The organism is Halomonas shantousis, from assembly GCF_054654615.1.
Genome location: NZ_BAAIER010000002.1, coordinates 1,971,007 through 1,994,360 on the forward strand (window position 1 = coordinate 1,971,007; position 23,354 = coordinate 1,994,360).

General features: G+C 58.6%; 21 protein-coding genes. 14 read left to right on the forward strand and 7 right to left on the reverse strand.

The window, feature by feature from the left end; translation table 11 throughout:
- Positions 1-11: 11 nt before the first annotated feature.
- Both ACYQ12_RS09460 and ACYQ12_RS09465 read left to right on the forward strand, forming a co-directional pair.
- On the forward strand, positions 12-1,157 hold the full coding sequence (locus tag ACYQ12_RS09460) for an amidohydrolase (protein ID WP_459870670.1): 1,146 nt from the start codon (positions 12-14) through the stop codon (positions 1,155-1,157).
- 280 nt (positions 1,158-1,437) lie between these two features.
- Positions 1,438-2,322 carry an OmpA family protein gene (locus tag ACYQ12_RS09465; protein ID WP_459870672.1) on the forward strand — a complete coding sequence of 295 codons (885 nt, stop codon included), beginning with the start codon at positions 1,438-1,440 and terminating at the stop codon, positions 2,320-2,322.
- A 142-nt stretch (positions 2,323-2,464) separates the two neighbouring features.
- On the opposite strand, the gene ACYQ12_RS09470 is transcribed toward ACYQ12_RS09465, so the two are convergent.
- Positions 2,465-2,866 (reverse strand): hypothetical protein, encoded by a 402-nt coding sequence (locus tag ACYQ12_RS09470; RefSeq protein WP_459870674.1) that lies wholly within the window; start codon positions 2,864-2,866, stop codon positions 2,465-2,467.
- Between the two features lie 372 nt (positions 2,867-3,238).
- On the opposite strand from ACYQ12_RS09470, the gene thrS reads away from it, so the two are divergent.
- The 7 genes from thrS (at position 3,239) to ihfA (ending at position 10,288) form a co-directional block, all read left to right on the forward strand.
- Positions 3,239-5,137, forward strand: a complete 1,899-nt coding sequence (gene thrS / locus ACYQ12_RS09475) for a threonine--tRNA ligase (RefSeq protein ID WP_459870676.1) — start codon at positions 3,239-3,241, stop codon at positions 5,135-5,137.
- Positions 5,109-5,711 (forward strand): translation initiation factor IF-3, encoded by a 603-nt coding sequence (infC, locus tag ACYQ12_RS09480; RefSeq protein WP_459870679.1) that lies wholly within the window; start codon positions 5,109-5,111, stop codon positions 5,709-5,711. Before thrS ends, infC begins: the two co-directional genes overlap by 29 nt.
- An 87-nt stretch (positions 5,712-5,798) precedes the next feature.
- Positions 5,799-5,993: a 50S ribosomal protein L35 gene (gene rpmI, locus ACYQ12_RS09485; protein WP_459635863.1), complete on the forward strand. Its 195-nt coding sequence runs from the start codon at positions 5,799-5,801 to the stop codon at positions 5,991-5,993.
- Between the two features lie 38 nt (positions 5,994-6,031).
- Positions 6,032-6,385: a 50S ribosomal protein L20 gene (gene rplT / locus ACYQ12_RS09490; RefSeq protein WP_459635862.1), complete on the forward strand. Its 354-nt coding sequence runs from the start codon at positions 6,032-6,034 to the stop codon at positions 6,383-6,385.
- Between the two features lie 132 nt (positions 6,386-6,517).
- A complete protein-coding gene (pheS, locus tag ACYQ12_RS09495; protein WP_459870682.1) occupies positions 6,518-7,537 on the forward strand; it encodes a phenylalanine--tRNA ligase subunit alpha in 1,020 nt (339 codons plus the stop codon).
- A gap of 25 nt (positions 7,538-7,562) precedes the next feature.
- On the forward strand, positions 7,563-9,947 hold the full coding sequence (gene pheT / locus ACYQ12_RS09500; protein WP_459870684.1) for a phenylalanine--tRNA ligase subunit beta: 2,385 nt from the start codon (positions 7,563-7,565) through the stop codon (positions 9,945-9,947).
- Between the two features lie 32 nt (positions 9,948-9,979).
- Positions 9,980-10,288 (forward strand): integration host factor subunit alpha, encoded by a 309-nt coding sequence (gene ihfA, locus ACYQ12_RS09505; RefSeq protein ID WP_459870687.1) that lies wholly within the window; start codon positions 9,980-9,982, stop codon positions 10,286-10,288.
- A 153-nt stretch (positions 10,289-10,441) separates the two neighbouring features.
- Here ihfA and ACYQ12_RS09510 read toward each other — a convergent pair whose 3' ends face one another.
- On the reverse strand, positions 10,442-10,651 hold the full coding sequence (locus ACYQ12_RS09510; RefSeq protein WP_459870690.1) for a DUF2788 domain-containing protein: 210 nt from the start codon (positions 10,649-10,651) through the stop codon (positions 10,442-10,444).
- Positions 10,652-10,803: 152 nt separating this feature from the next.
- Between ACYQ12_RS09510 and ACYQ12_RS09515 the strand changes: the two genes are divergently transcribed.
- A complete protein-coding gene (locus ACYQ12_RS09515) occupies positions 10,804-11,274 on the forward strand; it encodes a flavodoxin (RefSeq protein ID WP_459870693.1) in 471 nt (156 codons plus the stop codon).
- A 1-nt stretch (position 11,275) separates the two neighbouring features.
- Positions 11,276-11,641 carry a hypothetical protein gene (locus tag ACYQ12_RS09520; RefSeq protein WP_459870696.1) on the forward strand — a complete coding sequence of 122 codons (366 nt, stop codon included), beginning with the start codon at positions 11,276-11,278 and terminating at the stop codon, positions 11,639-11,641.
- Positions 11,642-11,702: 61 nt separating this feature from the next.
- Here the strand turns inward: ACYQ12_RS09520 and ppnN are convergent, their stop codons facing one another.
- Positions 11,703-13,067, reverse strand: a complete 1,365-nt coding sequence (ppnN, locus tag ACYQ12_RS09525) for a nucleotide 5'-monophosphate nucleosidase PpnN (protein ID WP_459870699.1) — start codon at positions 13,065-13,067, stop codon at positions 11,703-11,705.
- Positions 13,068-13,616: 549 nt separating this feature from the next.
- Here ppnN and ACYQ12_RS09530 point away from each other — a divergent pair.
- On the forward strand, positions 13,617-14,540 hold the full coding sequence (locus ACYQ12_RS09530) for a LysR family transcriptional regulator (protein ID WP_459870701.1): 924 nt from the start codon (positions 13,617-13,619) through the stop codon (positions 14,538-14,540).
- 57 nt (positions 14,541-14,597) lie between these two features.
- Here ACYQ12_RS09530 and gcvP read toward each other — a convergent pair whose 3' ends face one another.
- Both gcvP and gcvH read right to left on the reverse strand, forming a co-directional pair.
- Entirely contained in the window at positions 14,598-17,492 is a 2,895-nt protein-coding gene (gcvP, locus tag ACYQ12_RS09535; protein WP_459870704.1) for an aminomethyl-transferring glycine dehydrogenase, read from the reverse strand.
- Positions 17,493-17,602: 110 nt separating this feature from the next.
- Entirely contained in the window at positions 17,603-17,998 is a 396-nt protein-coding gene (gene gcvH, locus ACYQ12_RS09540) for a glycine cleavage system protein GcvH (RefSeq protein ID WP_459870706.1), read from the reverse strand.
- A 590-nt stretch (positions 17,999-18,588) separates the two neighbouring features.
- Here gcvH and ACYQ12_RS09545 point away from each other — a divergent pair.
- Together ACYQ12_RS09545 and gcvT are read left to right on the forward strand one after the other, a co-directional pair.
- Positions 18,589-19,971 (forward strand): alanine/glycine:cation symporter family protein, encoded by a 1,383-nt coding sequence (locus ACYQ12_RS09545; protein ID WP_459870708.1) that lies wholly within the window; start codon positions 18,589-18,591, stop codon positions 19,969-19,971.
- Positions 19,972-20,042: 71 nt separating this feature from the next.
- Entirely contained in the window at positions 20,043-21,155 is a 1,113-nt protein-coding gene (gcvT, locus tag ACYQ12_RS09550; protein ID WP_459870711.1) for a glycine cleavage system aminomethyltransferase GcvT, read from the forward strand.
- 65 nt (positions 21,156-21,220) lie between these two features.
- Here gcvT and ACYQ12_RS09555 read toward each other — a convergent pair whose 3' ends face one another.
- Together ACYQ12_RS09555 and ACYQ12_RS09560 are read right to left on the reverse strand one after the other, a co-directional pair.
- Positions 21,221-22,375, reverse strand: coding sequence for a glycosyltransferase family 4 protein (locus ACYQ12_RS09555; RefSeq protein ID WP_459870714.1), 1,155 nt, complete (start codon positions 22,373-22,375; stop codon positions 21,221-21,223).
- Between the two features lie 135 nt (positions 22,376-22,510).
- On the reverse strand, positions 22,511-23,347 hold the full coding sequence (locus ACYQ12_RS09560; RefSeq protein ID WP_459874495.1) for a murein hydrolase activator EnvC family protein: 837 nt from the start codon (positions 23,345-23,347) through the stop codon (positions 22,511-22,513).
- Positions 23,348-23,354: the final 7 nt, after the last annotated feature.

Sequence of the window (23,354 nt, forward strand, 5' to 3'; positions counted from 1 at the left end):
AGTACTGTTTCATGACTGACAAGCTGTTGGGAGCATCGCTAGCCGAGCTGCGTCACGCGTTACATGCTCGCCCCGAGAGATCCGGGCAGGAAGCCGAAACGGCGCGATATATTGCGCAGTGGCTGTCCGAGGCTGGAGCCGATACCGTCATTACCGGCCTGGGTGGGCATGGTGTTGCCGGTGTGTTTCGAGGACGCGAGCTAGGGCCAAGGATCATGTTCCGCGCCGAACTGGATGGGTTGCCTATTCAGGAGAGCGGCTCCGTTGCCTGGGCATCGGTGCGCTCTCACCATGCCCATAGCTGCGGCCACGACGGACATATGGCGATACTGCTGGGCCTGGCGCAGCAATTGGCAAAGACGCCTCCACGCAGTGGTGAAACGGTGCTCCTTTTCCAACCCGCCGAGGAAACAGGCGAAGGGGCGCGAGCTGTCATCGGATCACCTCGCTTTGCCGAATTACAGCCGGACCGGGTCTATGCCCTGCATAACCTGCCGGGCCGTCCGCTGGGTGAGGTTTCTTTGCGCGAGGGAGCTTTTACCTGCGCTTCGCGTGGCCTGATCATACGTCTGACGGGGTTATGCTCTCACGCGGCACACCCTGAGCAGGGACGTAATCCTGCCATGGCCATGTGCCGTATTCTCCAGGGGCTCAAACGTCTGCCGCAACAGCTTCCCGATGATCAGGGGCTGGCCATGGTGACGCTCATCCATGCGCGCCTGGGGGAGGTAGCCTTCGGCACCTCTCCCGGGCAGGCCGAAGTGATGGCGACCCTGCGTACCGAAAGCGATGAAATGATGCGGGCATTAGCAGAAGCGGCGGTGTCACTTGCCCATGCCGAGGCGGAAGAGGATGAGCTGGGTATCGAAATCGATTGGTGCGACGTTTTCATGGCAACGTACAATGATGCTCGTGCCGTGGACGAGATAGAAGAAGTTTCGAAAGCGTTGGGGCTGGCGGTAAATCGTATGGAAAACGTGCATCGTTGGTCCGAGGATTTCGGTCGCCTTGCCGCCCTGGGGCAAGGCGCGATGTTTACGCTGGGAAGTGGAGAGCAATGCCCCTCTTTACATCATCCCGACTACGATTTTCCGGATGAGCTTCTCGATATTGGCGTGGCAATCTTCGAGCGCTTGCTGCGCCAGTACCAGGGATGACCCGCGTCAGGGCATCAGCACTTTTCTGTCATCTGGAGAGTGTCAACGTTGCAACGCGTCGTGACTTGCGTCAATGTAACCGCTGGATAATGCCGGGTTCCGGCGGGGGAGGAAAGTCAGCTGTTGGCCTTGTAAAGTACTAGCTGAGCGTGGCTGAATATGCTTTCTTTCCAATTGAGCGGAAAGAAAATGTCTTCCTCCTCGGGGGTTCCACTTCTATACTTGGACCCGCTGGGTAACGCCCTGTTACGACTAGCGCTGTGTTAAGAAGGAGTCTTACATGAGAAAATCTACGACTGGCTTGCTGCTCGGTTCTGCGTTGGTGGTTGGCCTTTCGGGCTGTGCCAGTTCAGGAATGCAGTCCACAAGTGGCAGCACGGGTGACAAGGCTTGGTACCAGCAGCCTTTTGTCTGCGGTATTGCCGGCGGTCTGATTGGCGGTGGTATCGGTTACGCTACCAGCGGCGAGTCGGATGAAGATACAGGAGCAGCCATCGGTGGCGTAACAGGCGCAACGGCAGGTGCACTGCTGTGTGCAGATTATTCGGCCTCTATTGGCGATGCCGATGGCGATGGTGTGCCTGATGATCGCGACCAGTGCCCGAACACGCCGGCAGGAGTGGCGGTCGATGCCGTTGGTTGCCCGCTGGACACCGATGGCGACGGCGTTGCTGACTACCAGGATCAATGCCCCGGTACTCCGGCAGGTGTAGAGGTCGATGCCAAGGGTTGCCCGCTGGATTCCGACGGTGATGGCGTTCCCGACTATCAGGACCAGTGCCCGGATACCCCGGCAGGCACCGAAGTCAATGCGTTGGGCTGCCCGGCAGATCTCGTGCTGCGCGATGTCAACTTCGAGTTCGATTCCGCCCAGCTGACGGAAAATGCCGAGACGATTCTTGATCGTGTCGCTGAGAAACTGGTATCCAACGAGAACGTACGCGTACGCCTGGAAGGCCATACCGACTCGATTGGTTCTGCAGCGTACAACAAGGAACTCTCGCAGCGTCGTGCTGAGTCAGTCAAGGAATACCTGGCGTCTCAGGGCGTTAGTCAGGATCGCATGACCGCTATCGGTTATGGCGAAGAGCAGCCGATCGCGACCAACGAAACGGCTGAAGGTCGTGCCGAGAATCGTCGTGTCGAGTTGGGCGAAGCTCAGTAAAACGCAGATCAACAAGGCCGCAAGACGAAGCTTGTCGGTACTTGACCTGAAGATACAACCCCGCCGAGGCGGGGTTGTATCGTTTTTGAACTTTCTTTCGTGAAAGTGGGTGCGGGATGATGAACAGCTCGGGCTGAAACTGCTACTTGGGTTGCTGCTGACAGAGAGCGGTTGCCTGAGTGGTTCCTTGAGGAGTGTTCAGGCGGACTGTTACGGTGTCGATCCCATGCTTGCGCAAAGTACTGCGCAATTGTTCATTACAGGCGATCGCTTCCCAGGCGGCCGTGGCGGCAGGATTGCGCCGGCCTGTCGTGTTGGGGCCTGCGCTGGAAGCGGAGCGATCGTTCAACTCGAAACGCATTTCATAAGCGTTTCCGGGCCCGCCAATGTGGCGGATATCTTCAAGCTGAACGGCGTTTTCGTCATAACTTTCCGTAATGCTCGCTCCTGCATCCTGTAAATCCCCAATGGCGGAAGGCGACTGGGCCAATGCGGCGCCGACCGGGAAAAGCAAAGCCCCAAGCACTGCATCTCTCCATTTCATGCAAACCTCCTCTCTCCGTGGGTCAGCTTTCAATCTGGTGGGCAACCCGCAGTGACGCAAGTTCCTGCGTCATGGTTACGATCCTGCATTGCAGGACGTTTCGAGCCTGCTCTGCAGTGCGAGAGGAGGCACGAACCTGGTCCGCCGATGTGATGGATCAAGAGCATGTGCGGTGGACGAAATGCTGTTGGCTTGCTAATGTTGCGGGCCTGTTATCTCTCGTTGTCTTGTAACGGCCGCTTGATCCGGATTTCCAGCCTGTCCCCATCGTAAGGGTGACGGGTGGAGTGGGGCCTGCCGCTGCTTCAAATGATTTCATCCTCTTCATGTGGTCCTTGGTAGGGGCCACCACTGAATCCAAAGGATACGTTGATGCCTATCGTAACTCTGCCCGACGGCAGTCAAAGAACCTTCGATCGTCCGCTTAGCGTCATGCAGCTTGCCGAGTCCATCGGTCCGGGATTGGCCAAGGCCTGTCTGGCTGGAAAGATCGACGGTGAGCTCGTCGATGCCGCCGACATCATCGATCACGACGCCCAGGTGGCAATCCTGACTGCGCGTGACGAGGAGGGGCGCGACATCATCCGCCACTCCTGCGCTCATCTCGTGGGACATGCCGTCAAGCAGCTTTATCCGGATGCCAAGATGGCTATCGGGCCGGTTATCGAAGATGGTTTCTATTACGACATCGACTTCGGTCGCTCGATTACGCCTGAAGATCTCGACGCTATCGAAAAGCGCATGAAGGCGCTCATCGACTCGGAGTACGACGTAATCCGGGAGTATGTCGATCGCGATACGGCCATGGCAACGTTTCGGGAACGGAATGAGCCCTATAAGCAGGAGATCATCAGCGCGATTCCCGAAGGTGAGACCATCCGGCTCTACTACCATAAGGAATACACGGACATGTGCCGTGGTCCGCACGTGCCCAATACGCGTCACTTGAAAGCATTCAAGCTGCTCAAGTTGGCGGGTGCCTACTGGCGAGGCGATGCTTCAAAGCCCATGCTGACCCGGATCTACGGTACGGCCTGGGGAGACAAGAAGGAGCTCAAGGCCTACCTCCAGCGCCTGGAGGAGGCGGAGAAGCGCGATCATCGCAAGATTGCGCGTAAGCTCGACTTCTTCCATATGCAGGAAGAAGCACCTGGCATGGTGTTCTGGCATCCTCGCGGATGGGCGATCTGGCAGGTTGTCGAGCAGTATATGCGCAACGTCTATAAGGAAAGCGGCTATCAGGAGATCCGCTGCCCTCAGGTCATGGATGTCTCGCTATGGAAAAAGTCGGGCCACTGGGACAACTATGCCGAAAACATGTTTTTCACCGAGTCGGAGAAGCGGGAGTACGCGCTCAAGCCGATGAACTGTCCCGGCCATGTCCAGGTATTCAATTCAGGATTGCGTAGCTACCGGGAGTTGCCGATTCGCTATGGCGAGTTCGGGGGGTGTCATCGTAACGAGCCCTCTGGCGCCCTGCATGGCATCATGCGCGTCAGGGCCTTTACTCAGGATGACGGTCATGTGTTCTGTACCGAGGAGCAGATCGAGTCCGAGGTGACGGCATTTCATTGTCAGGCGCTTAAGGTATACAACGATTTCGGCTTTCACGATATCGATGTCAAGATCGCATTGCGCCCTGACAAGCGTATCGGTGCCGATGTCGATTGGGACCGTGCCGAGGGCGCGCTGCGAGCGGCGCTTGCGAGTTGCGACGTGCAGTGGGAGGAGCTGCCTGGGGAAGGGGCGTTCTATGGTCCCAAGATCGAGTACCATATGAAGGATTGCCTGGGGCGCGAATGGCAGGTCGGTACCATGCAGGTCGACTTCATGATGCCGGGGCGTCTGGGGGCGCAGTATGTCAGTGAGGATGGCAGCCGTCGCGCACCGGTCATGCTGCACCGTGCTATCGTCGGTTCCTTCGAGCGCTTTATCGGTATCCTGATCGAGCACTATGCGGGAGCATTGCCGCTCTGGCTGTCACCGGTCCAGGCGGTAGTCCTGAATATCACCGATGCTCAGCAGAATTATGCGATATCGCTGACGCAACGTCTGCAGCAGGCCGGTATTCGAGTCAAGACAGACTTGAGGAACGAGAAGATCGGCTTTAAAATCCGGGAGCATACTTTGCAGAAGATCCCTTATCTGCTGGTTGTCGGTGATAAGGAGATCGAAACGGATTCGGTGGCCGTTCGTACCCGGTCCGGGGAAGACCTCGGTACGTTCCAAGTGGACGCTCTGATTGGACGTTTGCTGGAAGAACGGGTATAAGTATAACGTTAATTGCCAAAATGGAGATGTAACGATCAAGCGGAACAATCAGCGTGGGCGCCCTCAAGAGAAGCGCGCCCCGATCAATGACCGTATTCGTGCGGATGAAGTCCGCCTCATCGATAGCGAAGGCGAACAGGTCGGTGTCGTGCCGATGCAGGAAGCTCTTGAGCGCGCCGAAGCCGAGGGGTTGGATCTCGTCCAGATTTCCAGTGGTGATCCGATCGTCTGCAAGATCATGGATTACGGCAAGTCTCTCTTCGAGCAGAAGAAGCAGAAGTCCGCTCAGAAGAAGAAGACTAAACAGATTCAGGTGAAGGAAGTCAAATTCCGCCCTGGAACCGACGAGGGCGATTATCAGGTCAAGCTTAAAAACCTGACGCGTTTCCTCGAAGGTGGGGACAAGGGCAAGGTCACGCTGCGCTTCCGCGGTCGTGAGATGGCTCACCAGGATATCGGCCGCAAGCTGCTGGAGCGGGTTGCTGCGGATATGGATGAGCTGGCGGTGGTCGAGTCCTTCCCCAAAATGGAAGGACGGCAGATGATCATGATCCTTGCACCCAAGAAGAAGTGATCCGTTGGCAGTTTAACGGGTGAATCACGTATGGCGTGGTTCATCGGCCACGGGTTTTCTGAAAAACATCGAGTGGAGTTTTCCCTCATGCCAAAAATCAAGAGTAACAGTGGCGCGGCCAAGCGCTTCAAGAAGACTGCTAACGGCTTCAAGCACAAGCAGTCCTTCCGTAGCCACATCCTGACCAAGAAGTCCACCAAGCGTAAGCGTCAACTGCGTGGTATGAAGCAGATTCACGACGCTGACAAGTCATTGATTCAGCGCATGCTGCCGAATCTATAAGACCTTGGGTCGGTAATTTTTAACGTCAGGAGATAGCTATGTCTCGCGTCAAGCGTGGTGTCGTCGCACGTCGTCGGCACAAGAAAATCATGAAGCAGGCCAAGGGTTACTACGGAGCCCGGTCTCGTGTGTTTCGCGTTGCCAAGCAGGCGGTCATCAAGGCAGGCCAGTATGCCTATCGCGACCGCCGCCAGCGCAAGCGTCAGTTCCGTGCGCTGTGGATTGCGCGTATCAACGCTGCGTCCCGCATCAACGGTCTGTCCTACAGCCGCTTCATCGCCGGCCTGAAGAAGGCGGGTATCGAGATTGACCGTAAGGTCCTGGCCGATCTCGCGGTTCATGAGAAAGCCGCTTTTGCTGCCATCGTCGAAAAGGCCAAGGCTGCTCAATAAGTGGCATTGTTACTGTCGCGATCGGCAGTAATTCACTTATGAACGTCACAGGGGGAGAGCAGCCGCTCTCCCCCTGTTTTTTGTTATGCACGTATAGGCGTGCGCTGGACATTCATTATCGGAGCTCAACGGATGGACCATCTTCCCACTTTGGTCGCCGAGGCTCGTTCTGCCATCGAAAGTGCTCAAACGGTCAAGGCACTCGATGAAGTTCGGGTTCGCTATCTCGGTAAGAAGGGCGAGATTACCGCCTTGCTCAAGAGTCTCGGCAAGTTATCCGCCGATGAGCGCCCCAAGGCTGGTGAAAGCATCAACCAGGCCAAGCAAACGTTAGCGGCAGAACTGGATAGTCGACAGCAGCAATTGGAGCTGGCCGCACTTGATGCCCAGCTTGCCGCTGAGCGTGTCGACGTCACCCTGCCGGGGCGGGGGGAGTCCAACGGCGGCCTTCATCCGGTAACGCGTACGCTGGAGCGGATAGAGGGACTGTTCACCCGTATCGGCTTCGATGTGGCCATAGGTCCCGAGATCGAAGACGATCATCATAATTTCGAGGCGCTCAATATTCCTGCGCATCATCCCGCCCGAGGGATGGCCGACACATTCTATTTCGATACCACGCGGCTTCTGCGGACTCATACATCACCGGTGCAGGTGCGGACCATGAAGTCGCAGGAACCACCGATTCGTATCGTCTGCCCGGGACGGGTTTACCGCAGTGATTCCGACCTGACACATACCCCCATGTTCCACCAGGTCGAAGGATTGCTGGTAGATGAAGATGTCAGCTTTGCCGATCTCAAGGGGACCATCGAGGATTTTTTGAAGGCCTTCTTCGAACGCGATGAACTGTCGGTGCGCTTTCGCCCCTCCTACTTTCCTTTCACCGAGCCCTCCGCTGAAGTCGATATCCAGTGTGTGATCTGCAGTGGCGAGGGGTGCCGTGTATGTTCCCACTCGGGGTGGCTGGAAGTCATGGGGTGCGGCATGGTGCACCCGGAAGTGTTTCGCCATTCGGAAATCGATGCCGAGCGATACAAGGGCTTTGCCTTCGGTATGGGGGCCGAGCGCCTTGCAATGCTGCGTTATGGCGTAAATGACTTGCGCCTGTTCTTTGAAAACGATCTGCGCTTCCTGCGTCAGTTCGCGTGACCCGAGCTAGGAGACTGGAAGGATCATGAAATTTTCCGAAACGTGGCTGCGTGAATGGGTCTCGCCCGAATTGAGTACTCAGGCGTTAGCGGATCAGATCACCATGGCGGGGCTCGAAGTGGACAGTATCGAGCCCGTAGCGGGTCTGTTCAGCGGTGTGGTCGTGGCCGAGGTGCTTGCTAAGCAGCCGCATCCTGACGCGGACAAGCTGAACGTTTGCCAGGTTGACGACGGCAGTGGCGAGACGGTGCAGGTGGTATGTGGTGCGCCCAATGTGTCCGTCGGGCAGAAGGTTCCTTTCGCCCGTGTCGGCGCGGTGTTGCCCGAGGACTTCAAGATCAAGAGAGCCAAGCTGCGGGGTGTCGAGTCTCGTGGCATGATCTGTTCCGCCTCGGAGTTGGGGCTGGAAGAGGGCAAATCCGAAGGCATCCTGATCCTGCCCCCGCAGGCACCCAGTGGCGAGGATTTTCGTCATTGGATGGCACTGGATGACCATGCCATCGAAGTGGATCTCACTCCCAATCGCGGAGATTGCTTGAGCCTGAAGGGGCTGGCGCGGGAAGTCGGCGTGCTCAATCGGCTGCCGCTGAAGAATGCTGGTACCGCGGCAGTGCCTGCCGAGCATGAGGTGAATTTCCCGGTACGGGTCGAGGCGCCTGATCAGTGTCCCCGCTACGTGGGACGTGTGATTCGCGGGGTTGATCCGCAGGCTCAGACTCCGATATGGATGGTCGAGCGGCTGCGTCGCAGTGGGGTGCGCTCAATCGACCCCATTGTCGATGTGACCAACTACGTGATGCTGGAGCTTGGCCAGCCCATGCATGCCTTCGATCTGGCGTGCCTCGAGGGTGCGGTCATCGTTCGCCCGGCACGCCCGGGGGAGCAGCTGACCCTGCTTGACGGCCAGAAAGTGGCGCTCCATGAAGATACGCTGGTCATTGCCGATGAGCGTGGTCCTCTCGCGATTGCAGGAGTGATGGGAGGGGAGAACTCGGGTGTCAGCGCCAAGGCGCGCGATATTTTCCTGGAGTCGGCGTTCTTCACGCCGCTGGCCGTTGCCGGACAGGCCCGTCGCTACGGGCTCCACACCGATGCCTCCCATCGCTTCGAGCGTGGCGTGGATCCCGCGCTGACCCTGGATGCGATCGAGCGTGCCACTGGCCTGCTGATGGAGATCGTCGGCGGTAGTCCCGGCCCACTCATCGAAGTGGCGAGTCCCGATCATCTGCCTCATGAAAGACGGGTTCGTTTGAGAGCGTCGCGCCTCGAGCAGGCCTTGGGCCTGTCGCTTCCCGATACCGAGGTGGTCGAGATACTGCAACGCTTGGGGATGTACGTCGAAGTCGAGAGTGAGGTGGCCTGGCGGGTCACGGTGCCTAGCTGGCGCTTCGATATTGCCATTGAAGAGGACTTGATCGAGGAGCTGGCACGGATCTATGGCTATAACCGTTTGCCGGTGCGTCGCCCCAAGGCAAGCCTGTCGCTCAGGGCCGACGGGGAAATTCAGCAGCCCCTGGCCCGGCTTCGCCGCCATATGGTGGCCCGTGGGTACCAAGAGGCCATCAGTTACAGCTTCGTTGCCCCTGATTTGCATAAACTGCTGAGCCCCGACGCCATCTCGCCCACATTGGCGAATCCCATCTCCAGCGACATGTCCATGATGCGGGCCAGTCTGTTTCCTGGGTTGGTAAAGGCTCTGATGCACAATCTCAACCGCCAGCAAACGCGGGTACGCTTGTTCGAGACCGGCTTGGTGTTCCGGGGGGATCTCGACCATCTGGAGCAGGAGCCGATGATCGGCGGGCTGATATGTGGCAGCCGTGATCCTGAAGGATGGTCGGCACGACGGGACAAGGTCGACTTCTTCGATCTGAAAGGGGACGTGGAATCGCTGCTGGCGCTGTCCGGCGCTTCTGATCAGTGGCGTTTCTCTCCGGAACAGCATCCCGCGCTGCATCCGGGGCAAACGGCACGTCTGATGCACCGCGATGCTCCCGTGGGCTGGCTTGGTGCATTGCATCCTGGTGTCAGGGCCGAGCTGGGTATCAAGGTCGAGGTGTTTGTTTTTGAGGTCAGTCTTGCGGCGGTCTCGGAAGGCGAATTACCCCGCTTCCTGCCCCTGTCTCGCTACCCTGAAGTGCGCCGTGACCTGGCTCTGGTGTTGCGGGAAGAGGTGCCGGTGCAGGCGGTACTGGATGCCGTACGGGGCGAGGCGGGCGACTGGCTTACGGACCTGCGTCTGTTCGATGTCTACCAGGGGACAGGGGTCCCGGAGGGATATAAGAGTTTGGCGATGGGCTTGACCTGGCAGCATCCTTCGCGCACCCTCAATGATGAAGAAATCAATCAGTTAATCGAGGCGATTGTCAATGAAGCGCAACGGCGTTTCGAGGCAGTGCTGCGGAGCTGATGAATGTCGTCATTCTGCACGAGGAAGTGAGAATGGGTGCGCTGACCAAGGCTGAACTGGCCGAACATCTGCATTCCGAGCTTGGTTTTTCCAAGCGCGAAGCCAAGACGATGGTAGAAGCGTTCTTCGAGGAGATACGTGGATGCCTGCGAGAGAATGAGCAGGTGAAGCTGTCAGGCTTCGGTAACTTCGACTTGCGCGATAAACGTGAACGTCCTGGACGTAACCCCAAGACCGGCGAAGAAATCCCGATTTCCGCTCGCCGAGTGGTAACTTTCCGCCCGGGACAGAAACTCAAGTGTCGTGTAGAGCACTTCGAAGGCGAGCTGGAAACCGAGTAACCCACGCTCTATAGAATGCAGTCTGGCCAGAGCGCTCTTGGTGAGGCGGGGAACATTCGAAAACCCGCTGGGCGAGTCAATCTGCAGAGCACCAGTATAGAGTCATCCTGCTTTTGAAAGGGCGGGATGACTCTCGTATGGACGCACCCCGCTTCAGGCGCCCCCATAACTTTGAAGAAGCTCAGCGATAACTGCCTTGAGAATGAAACCCAGCATACCGGCCCCAAGCACGATGAACAGCATGATGGTGCCGAACTTGCCGGCCTGTGATTTTCGTGCCAGATCCCAGATGATAAAACACATAAACAGGATTAAACCGCCGATCATCAATGGCGTGAGCCATGTCTCGAAACTGTTTGGCATAACGACTCCTTGACTGGATTCAATATTATAACGCGTCTTCTCTAGGGTTTCCGGGTGAAGGCCTTGAGTCCAAAGCTATCGTCGATGCTCGCGTTCGCCGCGGCACGGGCTATGGTAATATCCGATCAAATTCTGCAAGCAGGGCGGTACTTATGCCTACGTTGAAGATCTTTGTTGGCACCATGTACGGTGGGGCGTTGGATGTGGCTGAGCAGGTAAAACCCCTGTTCGAGCAGGCGGGCTATAGCGTCAGTATCTTCGACCAGCCGACGCTGGCCGACCTCACCGATACGCTGCCCGATCTGGCGTTATTCTGTACATCGACTACCGGAAGCGGCGATTTCCCGGGAAACATGGTGCCTTTCGTGCGGGAAATGAAGGACTCGTCTCCCAGCCTGACAAGGCTGCGCTATGGCATGATTGCGATGGGGGACAGTTCCTACGGAGAAACTTTTTGCGGCGCAGGACGGGCATTGGATGCGTTGCTCGAGGATCTGGGAGCGCAGCGCCTGGGAGAGCGTCTGGAAGTCGACGCCACGGAAACCTTCATGGCCGACGATGCGGCCCTGCCCTGGGCAGAAGCCTGGATCGAGGAGCAGGAACTGGCAAGCCGCAAGGATTGATATGCCATTCCCACTGTCCTCCTCGCGCCTGAGCGTCATGCTCGGGCTGTTGTTCGTCATGCTGGCGACATTGCCGCGTTATTGGCTGGGGCAGCATCAGACACGCTTGACTTTGATGCTGGTTGCCATGGGCGTCGTATCTGTCGTGCTCATTGCCCAATGGCGGATGCTCGATCGTGCGCAGCGCCGGCACATGCCTCATTGGTGTGCCCGCCTCGCCGTCGCAATGATCGCTGGACTGGCGCTGGCAGGCATGTGGTACCTGCTCGTCTCGCCATATGTGAATGCATGGCCGACAATCCTGTCGCATGGCGCCACGCTGGGGTTGTTCCTGCATGTATTGAGCACGTGGTGGCGGCCCGATTGAGAAATGTTTCGTGCAGGGCAAGGAGGGCACCGCAGATGAGCCGCGGCGCCCTCGGCATATATCAGCTAAGCGTGTAGCAGGGCACGTACTCGGTTCCCGGCAGCTTCATGCGCCCTTGAGCGACAAAGGAATTGAGCATTTCATCCAGTCGCGTCATCAACTCCACTTCGGCATGTAACCTGAAGGGGCCATGTGCCTCGATGGCTCGAATGCCTGCGTCCTTGACGTTACCTGCAACGATCCCCGAGAACGCGCGCCGCAGATTGGCGGCCAGTTCATGAATCGGCTGGTCATGGTGCAGCGCGAGTCCGGCCATGGCCGAATGAGTCGGCTCGAATGGTTGCTGAAAGCCACCCTGGATGTTCAGACGCCAATTGAAGTAGAAGGCGTCATTGTGAGCGCGACGAAAGGCCGCGACGTCGTCGATGCCCTGCCGCATCGCCCGAGCCACACCGGTGGGATCATCGATCATGATGCGGTAGCGTTCACGAGCCTTGTCTCCCAGTGTGTAGGCCAGGAACTCGTCGATGCGCTGAAAGTAATCCTCTGCGCTGCGTGGCCCGGTGAAGATGACCGGAAACGGTATGTCCGCATTGTCGGGATGAAGCAGAATGCCGAGCAGGTAGAGGATTTCCTCAGCCGTTCCGACGCCACCCGGAAAGACGATGATGCCATGCGCTACCCGTACGAAGGCCTCGAGGCGCTTTTCGATGTCGGGCATGATGACCAGTTCGTTGACGATCGGGTTGGGAGACTCGGCAGCGATGATGCCGGGTTCTGAAATGCCCAGATAACGCCCGTCATGCCGGCGCTGCTTGGCATGAGCCAGATTGGCGCCTTTCATGGGGCCTTTCATGGCGCCGGGGCCGCAACCGGTACAGATGTCCAGCTCGCGAAGCCCCAGGTGGTAACCCACGTCCTTGGTGTAATCGTACTCTTCGCGGGAAATGGAGTGGCCGCCCCAGCATACTGCCAGGCTGGGTTCACGCGAGGACTTGAGCGTCCCGGCGTTACGCAGGATATGAAACACCGCGTTGGTGATATCTTCGCTGTTACTGAGGTCGAAGCGCGGATGATTCTGTATTTCGTTGTAGGCATAGACAATGTCACGGAGCACCGCAGAAAGTTGCTCGCGGATGCCGCGGATCATCTTGCCATCGACAAAGGCGCAGGCGGGTGCATTGTCCAGCTTGAGACGAATACCGCGGTCCTGCTGGATGACTTCGATTTCGAAGTCGTGATAGGTCTCCATCACGGCGCGGCCATCGTCGGTCGGGCTGCCACTGTTAAGTACTGCCAGGGCGCAACGGCGCAGCACATCATGCAGCCCGCTGGCCGAGGTGTCGCGCAGGCGGTTGACCTCTTGCTGGGACAGGACTTCCAGGCTCCCTTCGGGAGATATGACGGTAGAGAGGGTTCGGGACATCGACGGGGCTCCTTGTCCTGTCGTTACGATAACGGCTACGGCTAGCGACTCATTTCTTCAGCTTCGCGTGACGACGGCGCCTTGATCCCATGCACGCGGCGGGCTTTCTCTCGATTGGTTTGCCATGCTCCGTAGGAACTCGCCTTTTCGGCAGTCTTGCCGGGTCTCGGCTTCGCTGGTGTCAATCGTGAAGGGGTTATACGGCTGCGCGGGCGTCATTCATGGCTGCTGAATGTGGAATCATGTCGCTCAGAGTAAAGAGATCCGCTTCCGGCGCATGGGGCTCCATGCCGATGGGAGCAGGGTAAATGGCGTCGGCACGCTGGGTGAAAGGGTCAGACATCAAAATATCCATAAACCGTATTCGAGACGCCTGATGCTATCACGTGTCTCGAATGTGCGCAGCGCCGCCTCTTGGTGTATAATCTGATATAATAGATTTTCCGAACTTCTTCTAAGTTACCGTTATCGGAGCTGGCCTTGACCAAAGGCACCGTCGGATTCCGATCACGCGCTCCTGATGAACCGTAAGTGAGTCATCGACGCTCCATGTTCAACGCTCAATATTTCCGAACCTTCATTACCCTGGTCGAGACCGGCAGCTTCACGCATACGGCTCGCAAGCTGGACATGACGCAGCCGGGCGTCAGTCAGCATGTGCGTAAGCTTGAACAGTATCTCGACAAGGCGCTACTGCATCGGCATGGTCGCCGTTTTACCCTGACCGAAGCCGGGCGGCGTGCCTACGATTACGCCATCAAGCTTTTCGCAGAGCATGAATACTTTCGCCATTCGCTGGACAACGATTCGCCCGATTCGGGGGAGTGCCGCATCGCGTCGCCTGGCAGTATCGGGTTGATGTTCTATCCGTTCATCCTGGGCTATCAGCAGATGAACTCGGGGCTGACGGTCAGCTATAGCTTCGCCTTCAATAGCGAGATCGTTCATGATGTACTGGCGGGTCGTTTCGACCTGGGCATCGTGACGGATGTCATCAAGCATCCTGATCTGCATTACGAGCCGTGGCATCAGGAACCGCTATGTCTGGTTGTGCCGGCCGACTTTACCGGTAGCACGATAACCGAGCTGATGGCTTTAGGCTTCGTGAACTACTCGGACGGCGTCAATAACGCCAGCCAGGTGCTGAGGAGCAATTTTCCCGGCGAGTTCCGCTCGGTGAGTCATTTCCCGCAGCAGGGTTTTACCAATGAAGTCGGGCTGGTACTGGATGCCGTGGCGCGTGGGCTGGGCTTTACCGTGGTATCGCGTCTGGTGCTGGAAACCTCACCCTGGCAACGCCAGGTAAAGGAGCTGGTACTGAGCCAGCCGGTCTACGAGACTCTCCACGTGGTCACCAAGGCAGGATCGGAAATCCCCAAGCGCTACGAGCAATTGCTGACTGAATTCCGCCAGCAGCGGCGTAACGTCCTGTATGGGTATGCCGAAGCGCCTGCGCTGGAAAATGAGCGCTAGCACCACCACACACCCCGGCTTACGCCGGGTGTGTGGTTTCAAGCCATGCTTGGCGGCTCAGTCTCGATACGCATCGACCGAAGGGCATGAGCAGATCAGGTTGCGGTCGCCATGGACGTTGTCCACCCGGTTGACCGAGGGCCAGAATTTTGCAGCCTTGACCGCTTCGGAGGGGAAGGCTGCCTGCTCCCGCGAGTAGGGGCGGGACCATTCCGGATCCATGAGATCCGCCATGGTATGAGGCGCCCTGACCAGAGGATTGTCATTTCCCGCCCACTCGCCGTTCTCGATGTGTCGGATTTCCTCACGAATGGCAATCATCGCGTCGCAGAAGCGATCAATCTCATAGCGCGACTCGGACTCGGTGGGCTCCACCATCAGCGTACCCGCGACCGGGAAAGACATGGTCGGCGCATGGAAGCCGTAATCCATCAGGCGCTTGGCGATATCCTCTTCGGTGATGCCTGAAACCGACTTGATCGGCCGAATGTCGAGAATGCACTCATGCGCTACGGTGCCGTTTGCTCCCTTGTACAGCACGGGATAATGCTTCTCGAGTCGCGTGGCGATGTAGTTGGCGTTGAGTATGGCAAGCTCCGTGGCCCTGCGTAGTCCCTGGGCGCCCATCATTTTGATGTAGGCCCAGGAGATCGGCAGGATCGAGGCGCTACCGAAGGCGGCGGCTGAAACGGCCCCGCAATCCTCGCGTACACCGGCCAGGGGCGTGACTACATGATTGGATACGAACGGTGCCAGATGTGCCTTGACACCGATCGGCCCCATGCCAGGACCGCCGCCGCCATGAGGGATACAGAAGGTCTTGTGCAGATTGAGATGCGAAACGTCTCCGCCGAAGTCGCCGGGGCGGCATAAGCCGACCTGAGCATTCATGTTGGCGCCGTCGATGTATACCTGCCCGCCATGTTCGTGAACGATCCGACAGGCTTCGCGTATGCTCTCCTCGAAGACGCCATGAGTGGAGGGGTAGGTAAGCATGATGGCCGAGAGCGCTTCACTATGCTTTCCGGCCTTGGCGCGTAGATCCTCCAGATCGATGTTGCCGTTACCGTCGCATTCCACTACCACGACTTTCATCTGTGCCATCGCCGCAGAGGCTGGGTTGGTGCCGTGGGCGGAGCTGGGAATGAGACAGATGTCCCGCTCGCCCTCACCCTGGGCCGCCTGATAGCGGCGGATTGCCACCAAGCCTGCATACTCGCCCTGAGCCCCTGAGTTGGGTTGCATGGAGATGCTGTCGTAGCCAGTGATCTCGACCAGAAATGCCGAGAGCTCATCGATCATCTGCTTGTAACCGACAACCTGATCGGAAGGTGCAAAGGGGTGAATCTGCGCGAACTCGGGCCAGCTGATGGGGATCATTTCGCTGGTGGCGTTGAGCTTCATGGTGCACGAGCCCAGCGGGATCATGGCATGGGTCAGTGACAGGTCCTTGTTTTCCAGGCGCTTCAAGTAGCGCAGCATTTCGGTTTCGCTGCGGTAGCGCTGGAAGGTAGGGTGTGTCAGGAAGGCGGATTCACGACGGCATGCAGCGGGAATGCCACTGGCGCCAGAGGCTATCACTTGCTCGTCGAGGGTGGTTACCGACAGGCCATGCTCCTCGCCGATCAGGACATCGAACAGGGTCGCTACGTCAGCAGGCGTTGTCGTTTCGTCAAGGCTGACTCCGATACGCCCGCCCGAGTGATAGCGCAGATTGATTTCATGGGTCATGGCGCGACCATGAATCTTGCCGGCATCGGCGCCTTCCAGCGTCAGCGTGTCGAACCAGCTATCATGCGCAAGCTGGATACCCTTGCGCTTGAGCCCCTCGGCCAGGACCGTTGTCAGCCGATGAATGCGGTTGGCAATGGTCCTGAGTCCTTCTGCGCCATGATAGACGGCGTAGAAACCGGCAATGTTGGCCAGCAGGGCCTGGGAGGTGCAGATATTGGAGGTGGCTTTCTCTCTGCGGATATGCTGTTCGCGTGTCTGCATGGCCATGCGCAGAGCCGGGTTGCCGCGGGCATCCTTGGAAACCCCGATGATGCGACCGGGCAGGGAGCGCTTGAGGTCATCGGTGGTGGCGAAGAAGGCAGCATGAGGGCCGCCGAAGCCCATGGGTACGCCGAATCTCTGCGAGTTGCCCACGACGATGTCGGCCCCTAGTGCGCCGGGTTCCCTGAGCAGGACCAGACTCATCAGATCCGCGGCCACGCAGGTCATCACCTGACGCTCCCGGGCGCTGGCCAGCAGCGGGGCAAGATCGCGGACCTGCCCCGTTTGACCGGGATACTGGAAGAGTGCGCCGAAGACGTGGTAATCGCTGAACTTCTCGGCACGATCGATGACCAGCTCGAAGCCGAAGTAGGCGGCACGAGTGCGCACCACGTCGAGCGTCTGCGGCAGGACATCATCCGCGACGAAGAAAAGCTCCGTCTTGGCCTTCTTGTTGGCTCGCCGACACAGTGCCATGGCTTCCGCCGCAGCGGTCGCTTCATCGAGCAGTGAGGCATTGGCAAGCGCCATGCCTGTCAGATCCATGATGGTCTGCTGGAAATTCAGCAACCCTTCGAGGCGCCCCTGGGCAATTTCCGGCTGATAGGGAGTGTAAGCGGTGTACCAGCCGGGATTTTCCAGTACGTTTCGGGCAATGACGGCCGGCAGGTGAGTGTTGTAGTAGCCTTGGCCAATATACGTCTTGAAGACCTTGTTTTGTCTTGCCAGACGTTTCAGATAATCGAGGGATTCAGCCTCGCCTCGCGGACCTTCCAGATCGAGTTCCCGGTCGAGGCGGATTCCCTTGGGCACGGTCCTGTCAATCAGGGACTCGAGGCTGTCCAGGCCAAGCGTAGCCAGCATCTGCTCGATGTCGTGGGCGCGCGGACCGTTGTGACGATGGACGAAAGCATCATGGTTGGCCAGCTCGGCCAGGCTACGGTTGTCTTGTGCCATGGAAATACCCGAAAGAGGCGAGCGGCTGGGGCTCGCAGGCAACGTGAAAACACGCCGAGGCGAAATCGAGTCGCCTCGGACATGACAAGCATGGTATGGCGAGTAGACGGTCAGTCTTCTTCGGCTGCTGCCAGGTTGGCGTAGGCCTCAGCGTCGAGAAGCGTTTCTAGGTCGTCTGCATCCGCCAGCTTCAGCTTGGCAATCCACCCGTCTTCGTAAGGCGAGTCGTTGACGGTCTCGGGAGCGTCCTCGAGCGCTTCGTTGATCTCGACGATCTCCCCCGAGAGCGGGGAGTACAGATCAGAGGCAGCCTTGACGGATTCGATGACACCGAACTCCTCGCCGGCTTCAAGTTCCCGCCCGACTTCCGGCAGTTCGACGAAAACGACGTCACCGAGTGCTTCCTGGGCATGATCGGTGATGCCGATCGTGACGGTCCCGTCGCCATTATCCAGCACCCATTCATGGCTGTCGGTATAGCGGAGATTTGCGGGAATGTGGCTCATCACGTTTTTCCTATAAGAAAAGGTTTTCTGATCCGGAAACGAGGCGCCATTATGCATCATTATCGGGATGGTTGGCACATCGTTCGCTAGTCATGGGTTTGGATACCCGGCTTCCAGTAAGCGTGGCCATCTCGGGGCGAGGCGTCCAGCATAAGAGTGCTTGGATGCATAGAGACGCGCAAGCCTCGCCAAGGCGAAAATAAACATCATTCAGTGTCGAGGTACAAGCATTGGGTGCATGACTCAAGGCAGCCCCTCGTGGCGTCCTTGGGAGCCTTACGACTTCTGCCTGGCTTGCGAGCAAGGGCGTCATCAAGGCAGCTCGGCATGGGCGGAAAGGAGGATGGCGTTTCTTATAAGAAATATATTTTCTTATCGGGGCTGGAGGCCAGTGATCAGAACCGCAATCCAGCAGCCCGATGTTGTACAAGAGAGGGAACATGACGGATAGCAGCATAAATTCTCCATGAAGCTAGAGCATTCATAGTGTAATCCGCTATGGTTGGCGGGTTTTTGATCCTGTCTGGTCATGCAGTGCGGCAGCGCATGCTGATGCTGCATTAATAATAATGCGAAGTGGAGGAATGCAATTGGAAACGCTTAACAGTCTGTTCGGAGCCATCAATGGTGTGGTCTGGGGCCCATTGATGCTGGTCCTGCTGCTCGGAGTGGGGATCTATCTGCAGGCGGGGCTCAAGTTGATGCCGATTCGCAAGCTCGGCCTGGGCTTCAGTCTGTTGTGGGGTGGCCGCTCGGCGACCAAGGGAGATGAAAAGGACGGCGAAATCTCGCCTTTCAATGCCTTGATGACGGCGCTATCCGCCACTATCGGCACCGGCAATATCGCAGGGGTGGCTACGGCGATTGCACTCGGCGGTCCAGGAGCCGTGTTCTGGATGTGGATTACCGCGTTGGTGGGCATGGCCACCAAGTTCTCGGAAGCGGTGCTGGCGGTACGTTATCGTGAGAAAGATGCCAACGGCAATCATGTCGGCGGGCCGATGTACTATATCCGTAACGGACTTGGCAAAAAATGGGCGTGGCTGGGAGGCGTGTTTGCCTTCTTCGGCGCGGTGGCGGCCTTCGGCATCGGCAATACCGTTCAGTCCAACTCTGTCGCCGATGCGCTGGTGACGTCTTTCGGTATTCCGACCTGGCTGTCGGGGCTGGTCATGATGGTCCTGGCCGGCGCCGTGATTCTCGGCGGCATTCAGCGTATTTCGAAAGTTGCCGGCAAGCTGGTGCCCATCATGGCCGTCGCCTATTTCACGGCAGGCATCATTGTTCTGATCATCAATGCCGGACAGATCGGTGACGCTTTCGGCATGATCTTCGGTTACGCCTTCAATCCTATCGCTGCCACCGGTGGCTTCGCAGGTGCCGCTGTCGCGGCGGCTATCCGCTTTGGCGTGGCCCGCGGCATCTTTTCCAACGAGGCAGGCTTGGGAAGCGCGCCGATCGCCCATGCGGCGGCCCAGACCAAGAATCCCGTGCGCCAGGGGCTGATCGCGATGCTGGGCACCTTCATCGATACCATCATAGTGTGTTCCATCACGGCGCTGGTCATACTGACCTCCACGCATTGGACCGATGGCGAGAACGGTGCGGCGCTGACGTCGCTCTCCTTCGACTCGGCATTGCCCGGGGTCGGGCAGCCTCTCGTCGCGATCGCGCTGGCGGTCTTTGCATTCACTACCATTCTGGGCTGGTCATTCTACGGCGAGAAGTGTTTTCAGTACCTGTTCGGTACTCGAGCCATCATGCTGTATCGCATTGCCTTCGTCATCGCCATTCCCGTGGGCGCCATGGCCAAGCTCGGTTTTATCTGGCTGGTGGCGGACACGTTCAATGCCATGATGGCCATACCCAACCTGATCGCGCTGGCACTGCTGTCGCCGGTGGTGTTCAAGTTGACCAAGGATCACTTTGCCGGCAAGACCGTTCTGCCCGGGGAAGATCTGAATCAGCGCTGATTAACGATACGCAACAATGCGGTATGGGGCGGGTGTTCCGCTCCATGCCGTATCCGACCGGGAGTGTCACGATGTCTGACCTTCACAAGACGCCACTGCACGACCTGCATGTCGAGCTTGGCGGCAAGATGGTGCCTTTCGCAGGCTACAGCATGCCGGTGCAGTACGCACTGGGAGTGAAAAAGGAGCATGAGCATACACGCCAGAGCTGCGGGCTCTTCGATGTATCGCACATGGGGCAACTGGTGGTCCGCGGAACGGCGCCCGCCAGAGCGCTCGAAACGCTGGTGACGGCGGATATCGTCGGGCTGGCGGAGGGCATGCAGCGTTATGCCCTGTTCACCAACAACGAAGGGGGCATTCTCGACGATCTCATGGTGGCCAATGCCGGAAGCCACCTCTATCTGGTGGTCAACGCGGCCTGCAAAGGGCAGGACGTGGCGCACCTGCGCACCGGGCTTGGCCAGGATTCAGAGGTCGAAGTGCTCGATCGTGCCCTGCTGGCACTGCAGGGGCCTCAGGCCAAGGACGTCATGGCTCGGCTGTGTCCGGCGGCCTGCGACTTGGTTTTCATGCAGCATGGCCGCTTCGAGGCGGAAGGCATGGAGCTCTGGATCAGCCGCAGTGGGTACACCGGCGAGGATGGATTCGAGATATCCGTGGCGACAGGCGATGCCGAGCGTCTGGCGCGCTGGCTGGTGAGTCAGGAGGAAGTCGAGCCCGTCGGCCTGGGTGCCCGCGACTCGCTGCGCCTCGAGGCCGGTCTTTGCCTCTATGGCCATGATATCGACAGCACGACAACGCCTGTCGAGGCGAACTTGATTTGGGCGGTGGGCAAGGCGCGCCGTCAAGGAGGCGAGCGCGAAGCAGGGTTTCCCGGCGCCGACATGGTCCTGCACCAGATCAGAGCAAAGGATCATGGGCGCCTCAGGGTGGGGCTGCTGGGTGAAGGGCGTGCCCCCGTACGGGAAGGGGCCGAGCTGTTCGATGCCTCCGAGCGGCGGGTGGGTGTCGTGACCTCCGGTAGCTTCGGTCCGAGTGTGGGCAGGCCGGTGGCGATGGCCTACGTCGACATCGATCATGCGGCATCAGGTTCAACTCTCTATGCCGAAGTGAGAGGTAAGCGTCTCCCCATGACGGTCGAGAAGATGCCGTTTGTTCCGGCAAAATATTATCGCGGCTGATATACCGTTATCTTCATGTCTTTGATATAGGCGCCAAAGAATAGCCATGGAGAAATGTGTCGAATTCAGACCCGAAAGGTAGGGGCGACTTGCTGCTCGGTTTGCCGGGCAGCAAGCAGGTAGTCGAGAAACATCTCGCCAATACGTGACCAGCCAAGGTCTTCAACGCTTTCTCGTGCCGCTCGTCCCAGCCGAGCGTACATGGCAGGGTGCTGGCAGAGTTCGACGGCCATATCGATGAATCCAGCAGTGTCCTCGAGTTCAGCGAGACGCCCGTTGTACCCGCTGCGTATCAGCTCGGCAGCAGCCGCATACCGAAAGGCGACAATGGCGAGGCCGCTGGCCATGGCCTCGGGTATCACGTTGCCGTAAGTCTCGGATTGGGAAGGAAACAGAAAAATGTCGGCGCTGGCATAGTGGCGTGCCAAGGCTTCGCCCCTCAGGGGGCCGGTAAATACGGCTTGGGGCAACAGGCGTTCCAGTTGAGGGCGTTGCGGGCCGTCCCCCACCATCACGGGAACCAGATTAGGCTGAACCTTCTGCATGGCGTGGATGCTTTCGGCAAGCAGGGTGACATTCTTTTCCGCCGCAAGCCGCCCGACATACAGAGCAACGGGCTGGTGATCGGCGGCGCCCCACTGGCCTCGTAACGAAGCATCACGCTTGCGCGGAGAGAAAACCGCACAATCGATGCCCCGGCCCAACACTTTGACGTTTCGATAGCCCTGTTGGGTCAGTTGCTCGGCCTGAGCAAGGGTGGGTACCAGCGTCGCCTGAGAGCGATTATGAAAATGGCGCAGCCCTCGATGTACGATGTTGCGTAGCCAGCCTAGGCTGTAGCTGCTCGTGTACTTGTCGAAGTTGGTGTGAAAACCGCTGACGGCGGGAATCGACAGCCGCCTTGCTGCGCTGAGGGCCGCCCAGCCGAGAGGACCTTCCGTCGCGATGTAGGCGACGTCAGGCCGGGCCTCGCGCCAGAAGTTTATCAGACGCGTACGGCAGGGTACGCCGATATGGACGCTGGCGTAGAGCGGAAGGGGGAAGGCGCGTACCTGGAGATCGCACTCGATGCCCTGTTCCTGGCCCCCATCCTCGGGGCTGGGGCGTATCAGCTGCAGAGCGATGTTGTGCTCCAGCAGGTATTCGGCAAGATGCCCCAGGGTATGAGCGACACCATTGATTTCCGGCGCCCAGGTTTCGCTGACGATTGCGACTCGCATTGACCCTCTCCATGTCGGCCCAAGGTGTTACAGCTTCGATTTCCGGCATGACAGGTGATCAAAACACCGGTGACATTTCCATGACGATTGCCATGAATTCATTCATGCCTGTCAGTATACGTAGCGAATCATTTCTTAGCGTAGCATTCTGAGTGGGTCGATGGGTTTGCCGCCGTGGCGAAGATCGAAAAGCAGATCGTAGCGCTCGGTGCTGCTGTTGCGTCCCACTTCACAGACGGGTGTTCCCTGCTTGACATGCTCGCCCTCCTTCACCTTGAGCGTGGCGCAGAGGGCATAGACACTCTGCAGGTTGTCGGCATGGTGGATGATCACGACATGATCGAGCTGACGCATGGTATTGGCAAATCTCACCGTGCCCGCAGCAACGGACTTGGCAATACTACCGGACTTGGTCGTCAGCAGCATGGGTTGCAGGGTTCCACGACTGTCGGGGCCGAAGCGGCGGGCAATCTTGTAATCATCGAGCGGCCATGGCCAGTTCTTGGCTGAACCCGGCAGTGGACCGGGGTCGGGGCGGGTGACTGGAGCGGCCTTCGCAACGGAAGCCGGCCGCGGCCGGGAAGAAGGGGGCGCGCCGCTGCGCAGAGGAACCTGGATCAATTGGCCGACCTTGAGTGCGTTGGGATCAGTGCCGCGATTGGCGGCCTGAAGGTAGGCGGTCTGGCTGCCAAAACGGCGCGCAATACTGGAGTAGGTGTCGCCCGGGCGAACCTGGTAGCGATAAGGGCCTCCGCTGGGAGCACGCTCATTCCGGGTCGGTATCAGGATACGCTGGCCAATGGCAAGGCGCCGGGCATCGACACCGGGGTTGAAGCGCTGCAGGCGTGCCAGAGGAACATCGGCGCGCCTGGCGAGTGCTCCCAGCGTGTCACCACGCTGAATGGTGACCCAGTTACCGCCGATTGCCGAGCCTCCCGGTCGTGTACCGCCCGCGCAGCCGACAAGCAGCATCATGAGC